15 protein-coding genes and 2 riboswitches are annotated in these 18,261 nt (G+C 56.8%); of the genes, 13 read left to right on the top strand and 2 right to left on the bottom strand.

Annotated features, from left to right (window positions below; all coding sequences use genetic code 11):
• The first annotated feature begins 12 nt into the window (after window positions 1-12).
• Window positions 13-273 carry a hypothetical protein gene (locus AC3YUO_RS09190; RefSeq protein ID WP_489962739.1) on the top strand — a complete coding sequence of 87 codons (261 nt, stop codon included), beginning with the start codon at window positions 13-15 and terminating at the stop codon, window positions 271-273.
• A 40-nt stretch (window positions 274-313) separates the two neighbouring features.
• Here AC3YUO_RS09190 and AC3YUO_RS09185 read toward each other — a convergent pair whose 3' ends face one another.
• Window positions 314-1,492: a cation:proton antiporter gene (locus AC3YUO_RS09185; RefSeq protein WP_489962738.1), complete on the bottom strand. Its 1,179-nt coding sequence runs from the start codon at window positions 1,490-1,492 to the stop codon at window positions 314-316.
• Window positions 1,493-1,688: 196 nt separating this feature from the next.
• Here AC3YUO_RS09185 and AC3YUO_RS09180 point away from each other — a divergent pair, with 196 nt between their 5' ends.
• A complete protein-coding gene (locus AC3YUO_RS09180; RefSeq protein ID WP_489962737.1) occupies window positions 1,689-2,876 on the top strand; it encodes an iron-containing alcohol dehydrogenase in 1,188 nt (395 codons plus the stop codon).
• Window positions 2,877-2,924: 48 nt separating this feature from the next.
• On the opposite strand, the gene AC3YUO_RS09175 is transcribed toward AC3YUO_RS09180, so the two are convergent.
• On the bottom strand, window positions 2,925-4,124 hold the full coding sequence (locus tag AC3YUO_RS09175; RefSeq protein ID WP_489962736.1) for an AfsR/SARP family transcriptional regulator: 1,200 nt from the start codon (window positions 4,122-4,124) through the stop codon (window positions 2,925-2,927).
• Between the two features lie 266 nt (window positions 4,125-4,390).
• Between AC3YUO_RS09175 and AC3YUO_RS09170 the strand changes: the two genes are divergently transcribed.
• The 11 genes from AC3YUO_RS09170 to srtB all read left to right on the top strand — a co-directional run.
• Window positions 4,391-5,437 (top strand): transglutaminase-like domain-containing protein, encoded by a 1,047-nt coding sequence (locus AC3YUO_RS09170; RefSeq protein ID WP_489962735.1) that lies wholly within the window; start codon window positions 4,391-4,393, stop codon window positions 5,435-5,437.
• A gap of 114 nt (window positions 5,438-5,551) precedes the next feature.
• Window positions 5,552-6,598, top strand: coding sequence for a type II secretion system F family protein (locus tag AC3YUO_RS09165; RefSeq protein WP_489962734.1), 1,047 nt, complete (start codon window positions 5,552-5,554; stop codon window positions 6,596-6,598).
• A 5-nt stretch (window positions 6,599-6,603) separates the two neighbouring features.
• Window positions 6,604-6,927 carry a hypothetical protein gene (locus AC3YUO_RS09160; RefSeq protein ID WP_489962733.1) on the top strand — a complete coding sequence of 108 codons (324 nt, stop codon included), beginning with the start codon at window positions 6,604-6,606 and terminating at the stop codon, window positions 6,925-6,927.
• On the top strand, window positions 6,924-7,415 hold the full coding sequence (locus AC3YUO_RS09155) for a DUF4860 domain-containing protein (protein WP_489962732.1): 492 nt from the start codon (window positions 6,924-6,926) through the stop codon (window positions 7,413-7,415). The genes AC3YUO_RS09160 and AC3YUO_RS09155 overlap by 4 nt, the downstream gene beginning before the upstream one ends.
• Window positions 7,412-7,840: a hypothetical protein gene (locus AC3YUO_RS09150; protein ID WP_489962731.1), complete on the top strand. Its 429-nt coding sequence runs from the start codon at window positions 7,412-7,414 to the stop codon at window positions 7,838-7,840. The genes AC3YUO_RS09155 and AC3YUO_RS09150 overlap by 4 nt, the downstream gene beginning before the upstream one ends.
• A complete protein-coding gene (locus tag AC3YUO_RS09145) occupies window positions 7,837-8,238 on the top strand; it encodes a hypothetical protein (RefSeq protein ID WP_489962730.1) in 402 nt (133 codons plus the stop codon). Before AC3YUO_RS09150 ends, AC3YUO_RS09145 begins: the two co-directional genes overlap by 4 nt.
• A gap of 50 nt (window positions 8,239-8,288) precedes the next feature.
• Window positions 8,289-9,350 (top strand): type IV pilus twitching motility protein PilT, encoded by a 1,062-nt coding sequence (locus AC3YUO_RS09140; protein ID WP_489962729.1) that lies wholly within the window; start codon window positions 8,289-8,291, stop codon window positions 9,348-9,350.
• A 388-nt stretch (window positions 9,351-9,738) separates the two neighbouring features.
• A complete protein-coding gene (locus tag AC3YUO_RS09135; RefSeq protein ID WP_489962728.1) occupies window positions 9,739-10,044 on the top strand; it encodes a hypothetical protein in 306 nt (101 codons plus the stop codon).
• Between the two features lie 55 nt (window positions 10,045-10,099).
• A riboswitch (cyclic di-GMP riboswitch) is annotated at window positions 10,100-10,184 on the top strand.
• 80 nt (window positions 10,185-10,264) lie between these two features.
• Window positions 10,265-14,353: a Spy0128 family protein gene (locus tag AC3YUO_RS09130; protein WP_489962727.1), complete on the top strand. Its 4,089-nt coding sequence runs from the start codon at window positions 10,265-10,267 to the stop codon at window positions 14,351-14,353.
• A 369-nt stretch (window positions 14,354-14,722) separates the two neighbouring features.
• Window positions 14,723-14,807, top strand: a riboswitch (cyclic di-GMP riboswitch).
• A gap of 33 nt (window positions 14,808-14,840) precedes the next feature.
• On the top strand, window positions 14,841-17,066 hold the full coding sequence (locus AC3YUO_RS09125; protein ID WP_489962726.1) for an InlB B-repeat-containing protein: 2,226 nt from the start codon (window positions 14,841-14,843) through the stop codon (window positions 17,064-17,066).
• A 127-nt stretch (window positions 17,067-17,193) separates the two neighbouring features.
• A partial coding sequence (srtB, locus tag AC3YUO_RS09120) for a class B sortase (protein ID WP_489962725.1) occupies window positions 17,194-18,261 on the top strand: 1,068 nt, incomplete at its 3' end.

The raw sequence follows: 18,261 nt of genomic DNA, 5'->3' as shown, positions 1-18,261 counted from the left end.
GGAGCGACTACATTGAACGACATTCTCATTCCTACCCTTCTTTTCTGGGAAAACGGCAACACCTTTTACGGCAGCAAGGGGCTGGCCCGCTTCTTTATCCGCCCCGTCCAGCCGGAGGAGGGCGACTCCCACCTGGATGTGGAGCTGTGGCGGGGGCCCTTGACCAAGGAGCTGAGTGAAATCCTCACCACCGCCTCCTTCCCCCTCAGCGAGGAGGGGCTGGCCCAGTTGACTGCGTGGCTGGAAGAACGGGCCAAGGAACTGAATCCATAAAAAAGAGCCTGCCGTTGGCAGGCTCTTTTTTTATGTGAAATTAGACCAGCTCCGGTCCTTTGGAGATTGCCGTTTTCAGCAGGACCGGCGTCACCAGGGCGGAGGCAATGACGCTCAGCACAATGGCTGGCAGTATCACCGAGTCAATCATGCCCGCGGCAATTCCCTTCTGGGCCACCATCAGGGCCACCTCGCTGCGGGCCACCATGCCAATGCCCACCACCAGAGACTGGTGGTTGCTCATGCCGCACAGCTTGCCTCCCAGGCCGCAGCCAATGATCTTGGAAATCACCGCAAACACCACCAGCACCAAGGCAAACACCAGAATCTCGGAATTCATGGTCTTCAAATCGGTTTTCATGCCCACGCTGGCAAAGAACACAGGGGTAAAAATCATGTAAGAGGTGACGGTGAACTTTTTGGCCACAAACTGCCGGGACTTGGTCACGTTACAGAGAATCAGGCCCGCAAAGTAAGCACCTGTGATGTCCGCCACGCCGAACAGCTCCTCCGCGCAGTAGGCCATGAGCAGACAGAAGGCCAGCGCCCACACTGCCACCCGGCGGCTGTGCCAATGGTCCTCGGAGACATAGAGGAACACCTTGCGGATGACCGCGCCCACCACAAAGGTAAACACAAAAAACAGCGCGATGCGGACAATCACCATGAGGGGATTGTCTCCGCCGGAGCTCAAGCCGCTGAGGATGGACAGCACGATGATACCCAGAATGTCATCAATGAGGGCGGCACTGAGCAGCGTGGTACCCGTCCGGGTCTTCAGCTTACCCATCTCGTTGAGGGTCTCCACCGTAATGGATACGGAGGTGGCGGAAAACACCGAGCCCACAAAGGCCGCCTTCAGCACATTATAAAAGGAGAACTCATCCATAAAGAAGAAGAAATAGAGTCCTCCGCACAACAGCAGCGGCACTGTCACACCGGCAACCGCAATGACCAGCGCCTGGACGCCGGTGCTCTTTACCTCCTCCAGGTCGGTATCAATACCGGCGGTAAACATGAGCATGATAACGCCGATCTCCGCCGTCTTTACCAGGAAGTCCGTGCTCTGAAGCACGCCGAAGCCGCTGGGGCCCAAAATAATACCCGCCAGCAGGGCGCCCACAACCTGGGGCATATGAATTTTTTCTGTGGCCAGTCCAAGCACCTTTGTAGACAGGAGAATCAGGGCCAACAGCAGCAAATAAGTATAGGATTCCATGAGTCACCTTATCCTTTCACAGACACAGTTGATGGAAGCCCCTTGATTATAGCATTCCCCCTGCCCATGTCAAAGGAAATTTTCAAAAACTTAAAACAACAATTGAAATCCTTCCCTCCGCATTTTATGATAAAGGGAGAATTGGGCTGCGCCAAACCGCGCGCCCATCCATTTTGAAGAAAGACAGGTGACCCTTGTGCAGTCATTTGAGTTTTATGCCCCCACCCGCATCCTGTTCGGTCCGGACACTGAGCTCCAGGCCGGAACGCAGATCCGTTCCCTGGGCGGCTCCCGGGTTCTGCTGGTCTGCGGCGGAAAAAGCGCCGCCGCCAGCGGACTGCTGGGCCGGGTGGAAGAAAGTCTGAAGGAGGCCGGACTGGCCGTTCAGCTCCTGTCCGGCGTACAGCCCAATCCCCGTCTCTCCCTGGCCCGTGAGGGAGTAAAGCAGGCCCTCGCCTTCCGCGCTGACTTCATTCTGGCCCTTGGCGGCGGCAGTGTCATCGACACCGCCAAGGCAATTGCCGACGGAGCGGCCAATCCCGACACCGACGTGTGGCAGTTCTGGCTGCGGGAGGTCCCTCTGACCCGCTCCCTCCCGGTGGGCGTCATCCTCACCATTCCGGCCGCCGGCAGCGAATGCAGCGACTCCGCCGTTTTGACCAATGAAGAGACCCACGAAAAGCGCGGGTTCGGCTCCGACCTGCACCGCCCCCGGTTTGCCATTCTCAATCCCGCCCTCACCGTCACCCTTCCCACCTATCAGGTGGCCTGCGGCGTGGTGGACATCATGATGCACACCATGGACCGCTACTTCAATCCCTCCACCGACAACAACCTGACCGACGAGCTGGCCGAGGGTCTGCTGCGCTGCACCATCCAAAACGGCCGTCTGGCGGTGGAACAGCCCGGAAATCTCCACGCCATGGGGGAGCTGATGTGGGCGGGCAGCCTGTCCCACAACGGGCTCACCGGCCTGGGCGGCGCGAAGGACTTCGCTCCCCACCAGCTGGGGCACGAGCTGAGCGCCATGTTCGACGCCACCCACGGCGCCACACTGTCCGCTGTATGGGGCAGCTGGGCACGCTACTGTCTGGACACCAACCCCGCCCGCTTTGTGCGCTTCGGCGAGCGGGTATGGGGGCTGAGCGCTGCGGGCAAGACGCCTGAGCAGGCCGCCCTGGAGGCCATCGAGGCCACCGAGCAATTCTTCCGCACCCTGCACATGCCCACCAGCCTGCCCGAGCTGGGCTGTGGCGTGCTGGACGAGGGGACCCTGCGGACGCTGGCCTACCGCTGTACGTACTACCACACCCGAACCATCGGCACATTCCGTGTTTTGGATGAGGAAGACATTCTGGCTATCTACCGCCTGGCCAATCAGTAACCTCTGCCCTATAAAAAAACGACCGCCTGAGCGGTCGTTTTTTTATTCTCACAGATTGGGTTCCAGGGGGTGGACGGAGAAACGAATCTCCGCCGGAGAGTGGGGATACTGCCGGGCAAAGGCCTTACAGATGCGCTGGCACACCATACAGCTGTTCTCATAATTTGCCTGGGGCAGCATCAGAATAAACTGGGATACGCTGCACTGGGAGGCCACATCGCCCCGGCGCAGATTCATGCGGATCTGCTCCCGCAGGTTCTCCATGGCCCGGTCCAGACTGCGCTTGGCCAGCTCCTTGCCGTTCTCCCCGGTCAGCGTCAGCAGCCCGATGTGGACCGCATCGCCTGTACGCGCCACAGCTCGGGCCTGCATCTGGTAAATGACCTTGAAAAAGTCATAGTCACAGATCAGCGCTCCCGGTATGGCATCCTGCTCCTTCAGCTGCTCCTGTACCAGCCCCATGGGAATGGCCCGATCGTTAACCGTGCGCAGCGCCTCCCGATAGATGGCCCGGCTCTCATCACTGGGCATAACACCGAAGTTGTCAAAGAGCAGTTCGCTCATTTCCTCGTACACCTGCACTGCGCCCTTCTGATCGCCAGTTTCCATCAGGCTGCGCATCAAGTGCCGGTAAATTTCCTCGTGATAGGGCTCCACCTTCAGCGCCGTCCGGCACAGCTGGACCACCTGCTGCCACTGCCCCCGCTCCTCCAGCAGAGGAAGGATATCCAGCAGCGACTGGATGTAAATATTATGGTAATAAGCGGAGATAGGCACAACCCATGGCTCCGTGGACAACTTGCTGAGAAAATCGCCCTGGTAGAGCGACAGAGCCTGCAGCGTATGGGCCACTCGCTTGCTCTCCTGGGCATCGGCTGAGGCACGGCGGCACAGCTCGTCAAATTGCTCTACGTCAAATTCAATGGGTACCTCCGTATTCCAGGCGTAATTGCCGCCCTTACGGATAATCAGGTTGTGTCCAGCCCCGGGTGCCAACTGGTTCAGCGTACTCCGAACCCGGTGGAGCATGGTTTTCAGCGCATTAAACGGATTGGCACTGCTTTCCTCGGTACCCCACAGGAGCTCAACCAACTCCTCCTGGGGAATCACCCGCGTCCGGTTGTAAATCATGTACGCCAGCAAGAGCCATACTTTGCGGGAGCGATTTCCTCCATCATCAATCCGATTTTCTCCCATGGTAATGGAGAATTCACCCAGCATCCATACCTTCAGTGGGGTGGCATCCATTCCGATGCACCTCCTCCCATTCAATCCTCTTCTTCACAAAACAGCCTCAACACTAAACCGTTTCATGGTTAACATACCACAAAAGCACCATGAATGCAACGGAAATTCCGGGCCCGTTACATGTTTTGCCGAAAATTGCGTCTTCTTTAAAAAAAACTTTCTTTTCTTCTTTCCCTCTGCTATAATAGCATTGTAAATATGCTGTGGGATTCTGCCCACACCGCTTTCCATAATAAGGAAGAATTACTGAGAAAGAAGTGAATGTTATGCGTCAACTGCTCCGTCGTCTGCTTCCCGGCCTGCTGGCTGCTGTGCTGCTGGTAGGCTGCGGGCAGAATGCCGCCCCCGCCGTTTCCTCCGGCAGTACCTCCGGAAGCCAGTCCGCTTCCAGTTCCGTCTCCAGCTCCTCCTCGGAGGAGGAAGCTCCTGCCTATGTGGACGTTACCCCTGTGGAAGAAGTTAATCTGGAGGACGAAATCGTCGCCCTGTCGGAGGCTCCCGTTGCCCTCTCCACCAATCTCCAGGCCGTTGCCTCCGGTACTCTGGTCAAGCAGAACAGCAAGGCTGTCATCGACTACTCCAACACCAAGGACGGCTATGTGATGGTGAAGTATTCTGCCTCCACCACCAAGCGCCTGAAGGCCCAGGTCAAGGGCCCCACCACCACCTACACCTATAACCTCACCGCCGGAAAGTGGGAGACCTTCCCCCTGTCCGACGGCAACGGCAGCTATCAGATTGTGGTCTACGAGAACATCTCCGGTACCAAGTACTCCTCGGTGCTCTCCCTGACCACCACCGTCACGCTCACCGACGAGTTTGCGCCCTTCCTGCGTCCCAATCAGTACGTGGACTACTCCGCGGCGCCCAAGACCGTCGCCAAGGCGGCTGAGCTGGTAAAGGGTATCACCGATCCCCTGAAGAAGGTGGAGGCCGTCTACAACTTCGTGGTAAAGAACCTCACCTATGACCGTCAGAAGGCCGCCACTGTGCAGAGCGGCTACCTGCCTGTTCTGGACACCGTCCTGGAGACCAAGACCGGCATCTGTTTCGACTACGCCGCCCTGATGGCCGGTATGCTGCGCAGCCAGGGCATCCCCTGCAAGCTGGTCGTGGGCTACGCCGGAACGGTATATCACGCCTGGATCAGCGTCTGGTCCGAGAAGACCGGCTGGGTGGACGGCGTCATCTACTTCGATGGCACCTCCTGGCAGCGTATGGACCCCACCTTTGCCTCCTCCGGCAAGCAGAGCGCGTCCATCATGCAGTACATCGGTGACGGCAAAAACTACACCACCAAGTATCTCTACTAATCCCTTTGTCTTTACAAATCGAGAAAATCATTTTAAAATGGGCTTGCAGATTTCCTGCAAGCCCATTTTTATTCGCTGTCCCGGCCTGCTGTCCAGGGACGGATGGGAGCATATATGAAAAAACACAATTTGACCAACGATGAAATTTCCACCCTGTGTCTGGAGCTTGCCCTGCTCCTTCACTCAGGTGTGGATGCCGGAAGCGGCCTGTTCCTTCTGGCGGAGGAGGAGGGCAGTTCCTCCCTCGGTACCCTGCTGACCAGCATGGCCCGGCAGGTGGACGAAGGCGGCAGCCTGGCCGGTGCCTTTCAGGACTGCGGCGCCTTCCCGGAATACGTGTGCGGCCTGGTTCAGGTGGGCGAGCAGACCGGACGGACGGAGGAGGCCCTCCGCTCCCTGGCCCGCTACTATGAGGACCGCGCCCAGCTGGACCGTCAGCTGCGCTCCTCCCTGCTGTATCCGGCGGTGCTGCTGTTGGTGATGCTGGCTGTGATCGTGGTGCTGCTCACCCAGGTGCTGCCCGTATTCAACGACGTGTACGCCAATCTGGGCGGACAGCTTACCGGTGTGGCCGGCAGCCTGCTGGCCCTGGGACAGGCGCTGGACCGTCTGATGCCCCTGCTTTGCCTGCTGCTGGGGCTGGCGGTGGTGCTGCTGGCCGCCTTTGCCGGCTCCTTCTCCTTCCGCAGCCGGATCCTTGCCTTCTGGCGCAGCCGCATGGGAGACAAGGGCGTATCCAAAAAGCTCAACAATGCCCGCTTTGCTCAGGCCCTCTCCATGGGCATGAGCAGCGGTCTGACCATGGAGGAATCCCTGGATTTGGCCGCCTCCCTTCTCTCTGACCTGCCCGCCGCCCAGCGCCGCTGCCAGGACTGCCGCAGCCGTCTGGATGAGGGCACGCCCCTGGCCAAGGCCATGGGCGAATCAGGTGTTCTGCCCCGGGCCGATTGCCGGCTTCTGGATCTGGGCATGCGCAGCGGCTCGGGCGACAGCGTTATGATTCAAATTGCCCAGCGTCTGTCCCGTGAGGGAGAAGACGCTCTGGAGGCCCGCATGGGCCAGATCGAGCCCACTCTGGTGGTCATTTCCTCCATTCTGGTGGGGATGATTCTCCTGGCGGTCATGCTGCCCCTTATGAACATCATGACCGCCATTGGGTGAACGCCATGGGACACAGACAGAAGAGGCTGCCCGCCCTGCTCCGCGGGCTGTTGATTCCTGCCCTGGCCGTGGCGGTACTGCTCTGCTTCCTCACCGCGCTGTCCAATCTCACCCAGGGGCAGGGAGATGAGGGCCGCCGACAGCTGGAGGATTCTCTCCGGCGGGCGGCGGTAGCCTGCTACGCTGCGGAGGGAATCTATCCGCCCACGCTGAGCTACCTGGAGGAGCATTACGGCATTCAAATTGACCGGGACCGCTATGCCGTGTTCTACGATATCTTTGCGGAAAATCTGATGCCCGGCATTACGGTGGTGGAGCTGGAGTCATGAGGAAGACAGGAACCAAACATCATCTGGACGGCCTGCTGGCCCTGCTGCTCTTCGGCGTATTTGCCGCCAGCATTCTCTCTGTACTGCTGACGGGGGCCGGAGTATACAGCCGTCTGACCCAGCGGGATCAGAACGCCTACGACCGGCGCACCTCCGTTCAGTATCTGGCCACTAAGGTGCGGCAGGCTCCCTCCGGCGCCCAGGTGTCCGTGGGTACCTTTGGCGAGGGCGATGCGCTCCTTCTATCCGAGGAGATTGACGGAGAGCCCTACCTCACCCGCATCTACTGCTACGACGGCTGGCTGCGGGAGCTGTTTGCTGCGGCGGAGAACCCCTTTGCGCCGGAAGACGGAGAGAAAGTTCTTCCTGCCCAGGCGCTTGCTCTGCATACGGAATCCAATCTTCTGCAGGTAGAGCTGACCGACAGCAGCGGCCAGACCATCTCCCTGACCCTGTCCCTTCGGGGCGGAGAGGAGGCGCAGACATGAGAAGCAAAGCGCCTTTGGCTCTGATGGAACAAATGATTATGGTGCTGGTCTTTGCGCTGGCCGCCGCGCTGTGCCTGCAGGTCTTTGTTTCTGCCGACTCCTCCTCCCAACAGCGGGAGCTCCGGGACCGTGCGCTCACCGAGGGGCAGAGCATGGCGGAGCTGACAAAGGCAAGCAGTGGAAACCTGGCGCAGGCCGCCTCGGTATACGGCGGAAGCCTGGAGGACGGCGTATGGCAGTGCCTTTTTGACCAGGACTGGCAGCAGACAGAGAACGCCTCCGCCGCTTACTGCCGTTTGGAGGTCGCCCCTTCGGAGGGAGAACCTGGTCTGGGCTCCGCCCAGGTCAGCGGCTATTCCGTGGACAGCGGCACTCAGCTTTTTTCCTTCTCCATCGCTTGGCAGGAGGAGGTGGCGAAGCCTTGACAGAGAAACGAAAACTTTCCTTCCCTGCCGTGGGCGGCAGCTCCCTGCTGGTTATCTTCGCGGTGCTGTGTCTGACGGTCTTCGCCCTGCTGACCCTGTCCACCGTCCAGGCCAACGGCCGGCTGAGCGACCGCTCGGCGCAGGCTGTGCTGGACTACTACCAGGCAGACACCCAGGCAGAGCGTATTCTTGCCCAGCTGCGGCAGGGCACAGTCCCCCAGGGTGTGACGGACGAGGGAGACGGCCGGTACTCCTATGCCTGTCCCATCTCCGACACCCAGGCTCTGGACGTACAGGTACAGATCATCGGCAGCGAATATACAGTCCTGCGCTGGCAGGCCGTCTCCACTACGGACTGGGAAACCGATGACAGCCTGGCGGTTTGGGACGGCCAGTGACTTGTTTTCCCTTTGATTCTAGATTTTAAAAGGTAAGGAGAGATCGCCATATGGCGGAACTAATTGACTATTTGACCCGTGCCGTACAGGACGGAGCTTCTGATCTGTTTCTGGTGGCCGGCGGCGTGGTAAGTGAAAAGCTGGACGGCCGCATCCGTTCCATTGCCGAAGAAAAGCTTCTTCCTCCCGAAACCCGCCGCCTCATCTCCGACCTTTACCGTATGGCCCAGCGCCCCATGGAAACCTATCTGCAGCGGGGAGATGACGACTTCTCCTTTGCCGTGCCTGGCCTTGCCCGGTTCCGGGTCAACGCCTACTTCCAGCGCGGCTCTCTGGCAGCCGTGGTCCGGGTGGTGGCCTTTGACATCCCCGACTGGCAAACCCTGCGAATCCCCGAGGAGGTTATGAAGCTGGCCGACGTCTCCCACGGCATGGTGCTGGTCACCGGCACAGCCGGCAGCGGCAAGTCCACCACCCAGGCCTGCATCATTGACCGAATCAATCGTACCCGGGAATGCCACATCATTACGCTGGAGGACCCCATCGAGTTCCTCCACCGGGACCAGAAGAGCATCATCAGCCAGCGAGAGATTGCCATTGATACTGCGGACTACCTATCAGCTTTGCGGGCCTGCCTGCGCCAGGCCCCGGACGTCATCCTTCTGGGCGAAATGCGGGATGCGGAAACCATCCGCACCGCCATGACCGCCGCTGAGACGGGCCATATGGTGATGGCTACCCTGCACACCAAGGGGACCGCCAACACCATCGACCGCGTCATCGACTCCTTCCCCAGCACCCAGCAGGCCCAGGTGCGGGTCCAGCTGTCCATGGTGCTCCGTACCGTGGTGTCCCAGCAGCTGCTGCCCGACAAAAACGGCGGTCTGGTGCCCGCCTATGAGATCATGCACATGAACGCCGCCATCCGCAGCCTCATCCGGGACGGAAAAACCCATCAGATCGACAACGCCCTGAATGCGGGAAGCAACGAGGGCATGATTTCCATGGACCAGTCCATTCTGGCCCTGTACCGTGCTGGACACATTTCTCTGGAAACGGCGCTGGATTACTCCGACAACCCCGACCAGCTGCGTCGGCGGCTGGGGGCTTGAACCAGGCTTTGTTTCTGGCTATCCATTCCGCTTTCTCAAGAACCGGGAGGCCATTTTTATGGCCTCCCGGCTCTTTTATGAAGACACGCTGTTTTTTGCTTTTTTCGTCAAAAATCTCCTTTAGTTTTTGTGCATTATTTTTTTCTATCCTGAAGCAAAAGTGCAGGGATGTAACCAGTCTTGTAACCGGAGTATGCTATACTGCATTACGTAAGATGTGGTAAAAGGGGGTGAACTCTGGATGCAGAGCAGGTTATGCGGAAATGAGTACAGGACCACGATTGTCTGCGTTGACAGTTACGAAAACTCCGTACCCAAAGGACGCTTTTATAATCCCTACCTCCCGGAGGGAACGAGTTTTTCCAGCCTGACCCAATTTTTAAAGTCTATGGAGGACACGCTGGATCACATGCAGCTTCCTCAGTCCTTTACTGCGGTCCGTGCGTTTGCTTCGCCGCCGGAGCAGAAAACCGGAGGCCCTCCCTCCCCCGAAGTTCAGGAGGGCAGGCTGGCCACCTTCGCGGTGCGGATCCTCTTCCGCCAGAATGCCAGTTGGCAAGGCTCCGTTGCCTGGCTGGAGGGAGATCTGGAACAGAGCTTCCGCAGCGCGCTGGAGTTAATCCTGCTGATGGACAGCGCAATCACCGGAACCGAGCAACCCTCGAAGAAACGGACGTCCGTTTCTTCCGCCTAGCCTGGGCTAGGCACAGCACTTCCCTGTACGGTGCGGAGCGCGCACCGAAGAAATCACTGAAACAAGGCAAACCGGCGGAAACGCCGGGACGCAAAGCCAGGGGGCTAAAGCGGAAACGCCATGCCAGCCCGGCCGCCAGGATTTCGATCTTCCGAATACATAATGTTGAAAGGAGAACGAAAGAATGGTTAGAAAAATGAAGAAGTCGCTGTCTCTATTTATGGCAGCAGTCCTGCTGTTCAGCCTGCTGCCCGTCAGCGCGCTGGCCAGTGAAATGGGCTCTCAGAAGGACGAGATTATAGAGCTCAATATCCCTGTTGGGGACGAGAGCCTCGAACCTGTCAAGGACGAAGAGCCTGTTAAGGACGAAGAGCCTGTCAAGGACGAGGAGCCTGTCAAGGACGAGGAGCCTGTCAAGGCCGAGGAGCCCGTCAAGGACGAGGAGCCCGTCAAGGACGAGGAGCCCGTCAAGGACGAGGAGCCCGTCAAGGACGAGGAGCCCGTCAAGGACGAGGAGCCCATCGAGAGCGAGGAGTTCACTGAGGACAGCATTCAGGCTGAGGCCGAGGACGGCGCAGTCATCACTGTGTCCGGCCTGCTGCCTGAGGGCGCGAAGGTCACCGCCGAGCCGGTAAAGCTGACTCTGGACGATCTGAATGTCCTAATCGCCTATGATATCACCATCTATGACGGCGAGGGCAATGTGTGGCAGCCCGAGGAGCATGGACAGTCGGTCACCGTGGACATCCAGAGCCCTGTGCTTGAAGCGGTGGAGGAAGTGGAGATCTACCACATGGAGGACGCCGATGCTGAGCCCGAGTTTGTGGAGACCATCACTGCCGACAGCGATGTAGCCACCTTCTCCGCCGAAAGTTTCTCCATCTATGTTATAACGGTCAGCCAGAATGGTCACCAAATTGGACATCTGACTATTACAGACGGACAAAGTTTCTCCATTCAGGGTCACAGCGGCGACTTTAATGAGCACCGCTGGACCGTGATCAACGGGAAAAACGTGATTCAAATTTCTGGGAATTCTGAGCGCCGTACCGTGCAGCTGAAGGCTATTAGCAGCGGCACTGCTACTGTGAAGCACAACTACTACGATTGGTTCTGGGGTTGGTTGACTGAATATTACACCGTTCAGGTTCAGGCACAGCAGTTGGAGCCCACAGACACTACGGTTCCTGTTAAGTTCTATGTGCTGGATCCGACCAGAGGTGCGCCCGCCGACGGTGCGGACCAGGGCGCAAAAAACTACTTCCCCAATGCGGAGTTCGGCACCTATAATGTCTATGACGGCATACCCGGAACTATGGGCGATGAGGCTTGGAACCTCCTCCGCGGTGAGGATGGACGACTGACCGTCGGTGATGAGTACACCAATCCCAATGGCACTGCCCTCGGCTTGGAGAAAACCTGGTTTGCGCTGAATAACGAAAACAAAGCTTTGAAGGCTATGTATCAGTATTTTGGCATTTCCGAACAGGATGCCGAGGACTATGAACTGGTCTGGTATGTCATCAAGTGCCAGGACGCGCAGGGCAGCGAATACGAACAAGACGACAATAAGGATAATGCCGATGTCCACGTGGACGGCTACCTGAAGAATGTGGCCGTGTACGTTACCTATCATTCCAATTTCGACACCGAACAGACAGAGGTGGACAACACCGCCAAGACTGGCGAATATACCACATGGACCTATACTGAAACCAAGCTGCCCCCGCGTGAAGGTTACACCTTCCTGGGCTGGAGTGAGGACAGCAAGGCGACAGAACCCCAGTATGAGGCCGGTCAGCCCATCACCCTGATGTCCTCCCTCCACCTCTACGCAGTCTGGGCCAAGAACCCCACCAAAGCTTCCTTTACCCTGAATAAGGCAGATGCGGATAACACAAGCACCCTGCTGTCCGGTGCCGAGTTCAGAATTGTGGATGCGAATGGCCAACCGGTGAAGTTTTCCGTCAGCAACGACACCTACACCTATGATGTTGCTGGTACGGTTACCACTCTGATTACTGGAACGAGTGGTTCCCTGAACATCAAGGACCTCCCGGTGGGTACTTATTACATGGAAGAGACCGAGGCGCCTCAGGGCTATGTTGCTTCCAACAAGGTCTACAAGCTCAATGTGGGCGTGCAGGACTCCGGAAGCGGCCTGCCCAGCTGGTTTGAGAGCCTGTTCGGCAGTGGTGCTACCGCCGCCGGCGCGACCTTCGAGAACGGCGAGCTCACCATCACCAACAAGGCCATTACCCCTGCTACCACTGTGATCTCCGGCACCAAGGTGCTGGATGGCCGTACCCTTAACGCCGGTGAGTTTACCTTTGTCCTGACCGGACAGGACGGCGCTCCCATGCCCACTACCACTACCACTACCAATGATGCCAATGGTAACTTCTCCTTTGATAGCATTACCTACACTGCTGCCGGCACTTACACCTACACCGTGACCGAGCGGAAGGGCGACCTGGGCGGCGTGACCTATGATGAAAGCGTCTACACCGTCACTGTAACGGTTGCCGACAATGGCGACGGCACTCTGACGGCTACGAAGACCTATGCCAAGGGCAACGCTGCTGCGAACAGCATTCAGTTCAACAACAGCTATTCCAGCCAGCTTCCCGCCGACGAGAAGGTCAGCGTGGTGCTGACCGCCAATAAGAATCTGAACGGCAAGGCCCTGACCGCCGACGCCTTTACCTTCCAAATTAAGGGCGCTGATGGCAGCGTGGTTAAGACCGCCTCCAACGCCGCCGACGGAACCATCACCTTTGGTGCTCTGGAGTTCACCGCCGCCGGCACCTACAACTACACCGTCAGCGAGGAAGTCGGCACCGACACCAAGATTTCCTATGATACCACCAGCTATAACGTGGCCATCACCGTCAGCGAGAGCGACAATGGCGATGGCACTAAGAACCTGAACGTCTCCTCCGTGAAGGTGAATGAGCAGGAAGTCCAGCCCAGCAGCGGCAAGTATGCCGTGGGTTCCTTTACCAACACCTATACCCCTGATGGGGCCAGCGTGTCCATCCAGGCCACTAAGACCCTCACCGGCCGCAGCATCAACGCCGGGGAGTTCAGCTTCCGCCTGGAGACCTGCGATGCAACCGGTACTTGGGACCACAACGTTGCCATCGAGGCGCAGAATGACGCCAGCGGCGCGGTGGCTTTTCCCAATCTGATGTTCAACTCCAGCAATGACCTCTATTCCGGTGTGGGGACCCACTACTACAAGGTCAGCGAGGTTGCTGGCAACGTGTCCGGCGTGACCTACGATACTACCTGGTATCTGGTGAAGGTGGATGTGTCCTACGACTCTGCCGCTGGTACTCTCAATGTTGCAAAGACCATTTACAAGAACGGCGATATCCAGCAGCCGGTAGAGAACGTGACCTTTGCCAACTCCTACGAGAGCAGCCTGCCTCAGGATGCCAGCGTAACACTGAATCTTACTGCCACCAAGGTGCTGACCAACAGCACTTTGACCAACGGACAGTTCAATTTCGTGGTCAAGGAGGGCAATACCCAGGTAGCTACCGGTACCAATAAAGCCGACGGCGCCATTGACTTCTCCGCCATTGAGATTACCAGCGCCGGCGAGCACACCTACATTGTCAGTGAGATTGCCGGCAACTCCAGCAATATCACCTATGACAACACCACTTATACGGTGACTGTTGCTGTGTCCGAGCAGGACAACGGTGACGGCACCAAGAGCCTGGTTATTGACTCCGTAAAGGTGGATACTACTGAAATTGCCAATGCGGATGGCAAGTACGCCGTTGGTACCTTCACTAACGTATACAGCAGCGGAGGTGGCGGCGGTAGCAGTTCCACCTACTACACAGTGACCGTCAACTACTTTGATCAGGACACCGGCGACAAGATTGCCACCAGCTACAGCGACCGGATCCGCGAGGGCCGCACCTACGATGTCAGCGCCTACGACGCCATTGATATCGAGGGCTACACCTATGTGGAGACCACCGGCGATGCGCTCTCCGGAACCATGAACAGCAACAAGGTCATCAATGTCTACTACTCCTCCAGCACCGACATTGAAGATCCTGACGTTCCCGGCGGCGAGCTGCCTGACACCGGCGACGGCACCGATCCCGGTGACGGCACTGACCCCGGCATTGATATCACCGACCCCGAGGTTCCCGGCGGCGAGCTGCCTGATGTCCCCGAGACCGGCGACAACCTGATGTATTGGGTCATGGCCGCGGCCGTGTCCGGTCTGGGCGTTGTCTGGCTGGCTATCACCGGCAAGAAGCGCAAGGATGAAACGGAAGGCTAATTTTCCTTCTTTCCCATCCACAATAACGCTCACACTTTAAAAGCAAATCTAAATCTGAATTCCTAAGCTAGGCAAAGCCCCTTAAAATAGCCTGGATGAATTGTATTGCAATTCCTCTCCCGGCTTTTTAAGGGGCTTTGTTCATGCTTATTTTCCTCTTGTTGATTATGCATAAAAACTGTCAAAGATTTTTGGATGATATTTTTTCTCTTTCTGAATGCAAAATTGTAATATGTAACGAATTTTGTAACCAGCGTATGTTATACTCCCCAACAGTAAAGCAAGCGTTTCACCTCATTCAGAAACGCAATCCATGTTAGACGGACTGCTCTGTACGAGGCCAGAGGAAACACAGACCGTCTCCCGAAAGACTGCAAATGGCAAACCGGTGGAAACGCCGGGACGCAAAGCCAGGGGGCTAAAGCAAACACGCCACGCCAGCCCAGCCGCCAGGATTTCGATTTTCCGAAGTTGAAAGGAGAACGAAATGATGGCAACCGCAAAGAAGAAAGTTCTATCTGTTATCCTGGCACTGGTTTTGTGTCTGGGACTGCTGCCTGTCAGCGCCTTTGCTGAGGAAGGCACTCTGACCTGCACCATGGACGAGCACACACACTCTGATGCGTGCTACGCTCTGGTAGAAGGCCACACGCACGACGATTCCTGTTACACCATGACAGAAGGGCATCAGCACACTGACTCCTGCTACCAGGAGACTGAAGGCAGCAGCGTTCTCACCTGTGAGAATACCGATGCTGAGCACGTACACGATGCTTCTTGCTACACGGTGTCCGAAAGCAGCCGTCAGCTGATTTGCGGACAGGATGAATCCGCTTCCGAACTTGTTCTTGCATGCGGTCTTGAAGAGTCTGAGTCTTCCATGGCTCTCACCTGCACGCTCCCTGAGCATACTCATGACAGCAGCTGTTATACCAGCACCCCACTCGACATTCCCGCCCCTGTCTCTGAGCCCGAGATCCAGCAGTTCCATTTCATGAATCGCAACGAAATGGATGCCTACTTCATGAGCAAGAGCAGCTATGAGGAGGATATGGGCAAGCTGCTCTCCTATTATCCGGAGCGAATCCAGATTTTGTCCGAAAACGGTGGTTCTCCCGATGCCATTGGTATTGATGCAGCCAACTACGACATGTATAACCAGAGCACGTTCCTCATCGGAAGTTTGGGGGACTATATTCAGCCTGCCGAAGCAACTGGGATCAAGGTTGCCTTTGCATATTGGTATTTGAAAGATAACTTCTGGCTGACTTGTCAGCGCGAAGAGATTGTAATCCCCTATTCCGAGTTCGATGTTCAGAGCTATGAGGGTGAAAACTACATTGAGCTCTATGTTCCCGGCAGCTCTTCCATTCCCAAGACCTACACAGTAACCTTCGACAGCCAGGGCGGCACCGATGTGGAGCCCAAGGTTCTGAAGGTTCTGGATGGCTCTCTGATCTCCGCTCCCGAGGCTCCCAGCAAGACCAATTGTGACTTTGGTGGCTGGTATCAGGATGAAGACTGCACTACCCCCTGGAATTTTAGCGAGGACACCGTTACCGATGATATTACCCTGTATGCCAAGTGGACCCTCAAAGAAGACGACTCCAACAATTCCAGCTTTGTTCGCTTCTATATTGAGGGCCTGAATACAGCCTCTTACACGGTTTCCGGCCCTCTGCCCGGACTGACCGGTTCTCTGTCCGTAAAAGCCGGATACGTTTACCTGGAAAGCCAGGAAATTGCAGACGTAAAGAGCGGCAAGACTGATATCACGCTGAGTGAATTGGCAGATGCCAAGCTCACTGGAAACTTTGACAGCGTTGAGGAACTGGTTGCGGCGGCCAATACACAGCTTTCCGACAACAATAAGCTTAATGCCACGGATTATACCGGCTTCACCTATGACAATGTGAAATGGGAAGACAGCGACAATGCCTATCACATTCACATTAAGCTGACGGAAAAGGATGTTACTCCCCCCGCCACTCAGTATACCGTAACTTATCAGTATACGGGAACTGTACCCACCGACGCTCCCGCCCTTCCTGAAGTGTCTTCTTACAGCAAGGGCCAGACTGTCTCTGTGGCCGCCGCCCCCACCCTGTCTGGCTACACATTCTCCGGCTGGACCTCTTCCGACGTGACTATCTCCAATGGTTCCTTTACCATGCCTGAGAAAACCGTGACTCTGACCGGCTCCTGGACCAAAAACAGCTCCGGCGGCGGGACCACTTATTACACTGTCACTGTCAACTACCTGGATCAGGACGGCAACACCATCGCCTCCAGCCACAATGAACAACTCAGAAGCGGCAGTCACTACGATGTATCCGCCTACGACGCCATGGAGATTGAAGGCTACACCTACGATCGCACCACCGGTGATAGCCTCACTGGTACCATGAATGGCAACAAGGTCATCAATGTCTACTATACCGCGGAAGAGACTGACCTCGAAGATGAGGACGTGCCTCAGGGTGGCCTGCCCGAGGATATTGAGGACCCCGATGTACCCACTGGCGAACTGCCCGATGGTACGGAAGGTTCCGACGGTTCCGACATCGATCTTTCCGATGAGGATGTACCCCTGGCCAATGTGCCCGAGACCGGCGATATCTCCCCCCTGTGGATCTGCGCCGCCGCCGTCTCCGGTCTCAGCGTTATCTGCCTGGTTACTGCCGGAAAGAAGCGCAAGGACGAGGAAGTCTGATTGTATTGGCAACCTTCTTTTCTGCTTCGCAAGAGCCCGGACAGGCAGTCCGGGCTCTTGCTTTCCCCTGAAAAACTCAGTATAATCGTGTCAGAATATTCATGTTTTGTTTGTGAGGAGGCGTCTTGTGAAAAAGAAAATACGTACGGCGGTCATTGTTGTTCTCCTCCTGGTCTTTCTTGGAAGCTCTGCCCGCGTTCTTTACCAGTTCTTTCAATACGAGGAGGGCGATAAAACCTATTCCGAAGCCGCCGACCTGGTCGATCTCCCAGATTTTTCTGATTTTCCATCCCTTTCTCTCCCTGAGACATCCGATGGGAGCAGCAGCGCTGAACAGCCTCAAGAAGAAACTCCGGTCTATGTAGACCCCTACGCCGATGCCCTGCGGAATATGGACTTTTCTGCTCTCCGCGAGGTCAACAGCGATGTGTTGGGCTGGATTCTGATTCCCGGTTCCAACGTCTCCTACCCGGTTGTCCAGGGCAGCGACAACAGTTACTATCTGAACCACACCTGGAAAAAGACCCGGAACTCTGTGGGTGCTATTTTCATGGAATGCCGGAACAGCCGTGACCTCAGCGACTTTAATACAATTATCTATGGACACCGCATGAATAATCGCTCCATGTTCGGCACACTAAGCCAATACAAGAGCCAAAGCTATTGGGCCAAGCATCCCTATATTTACATCACAGATGACAACGGCAGCCATAAATACGAGGTTTTTGCGGCCTATGAGGTCAGTGTGGAAGGCAGCACCTACCAGCTTGGCTTCTCCAGTGACCAGTCCAAGCAGGCTTTCCTGGATTTCTGCACGTCTCAGTCTGTTATTGATACCGGCGTCGTCCCTACGGTCTATGACCGTATCCTTACGCTCTCCACCTGTACTGGGAATGGCCACGCTACCCGCTGGGTAGTTCAGGGTGTCCTGAAGGGAGAAGCGCCTGCCGACCCGCCGGAAGAGGAACAGCCCACCGTGGAAACACCTGCTCCAGACAGCGGCGATGTCTCTTCCAACTCCACGGATGGGGCATCTTCTACCGACACCTCCACTGGCAGCACTTCTTCCGCCGGCGATGTATCTGGGGAGCTTTCGGGAAATGCCTCACAAGGTTCTGATTCTTCTCAGGATCCTTCCGCCTCCACTGATATCTCTTCCGGCTCTTCTGGTACCCCGGAATCCTCTGCAAACGGT

The sequence above is a fragment of the Pseudoflavonifractor sp. HNCC25GI2 genome (assembly GCF_058136395.1).
The sequence above is the reverse complement of the archived record's forward strand: the minus strand, read 5'-3'. Positions and strand labels throughout refer to the sequence as shown.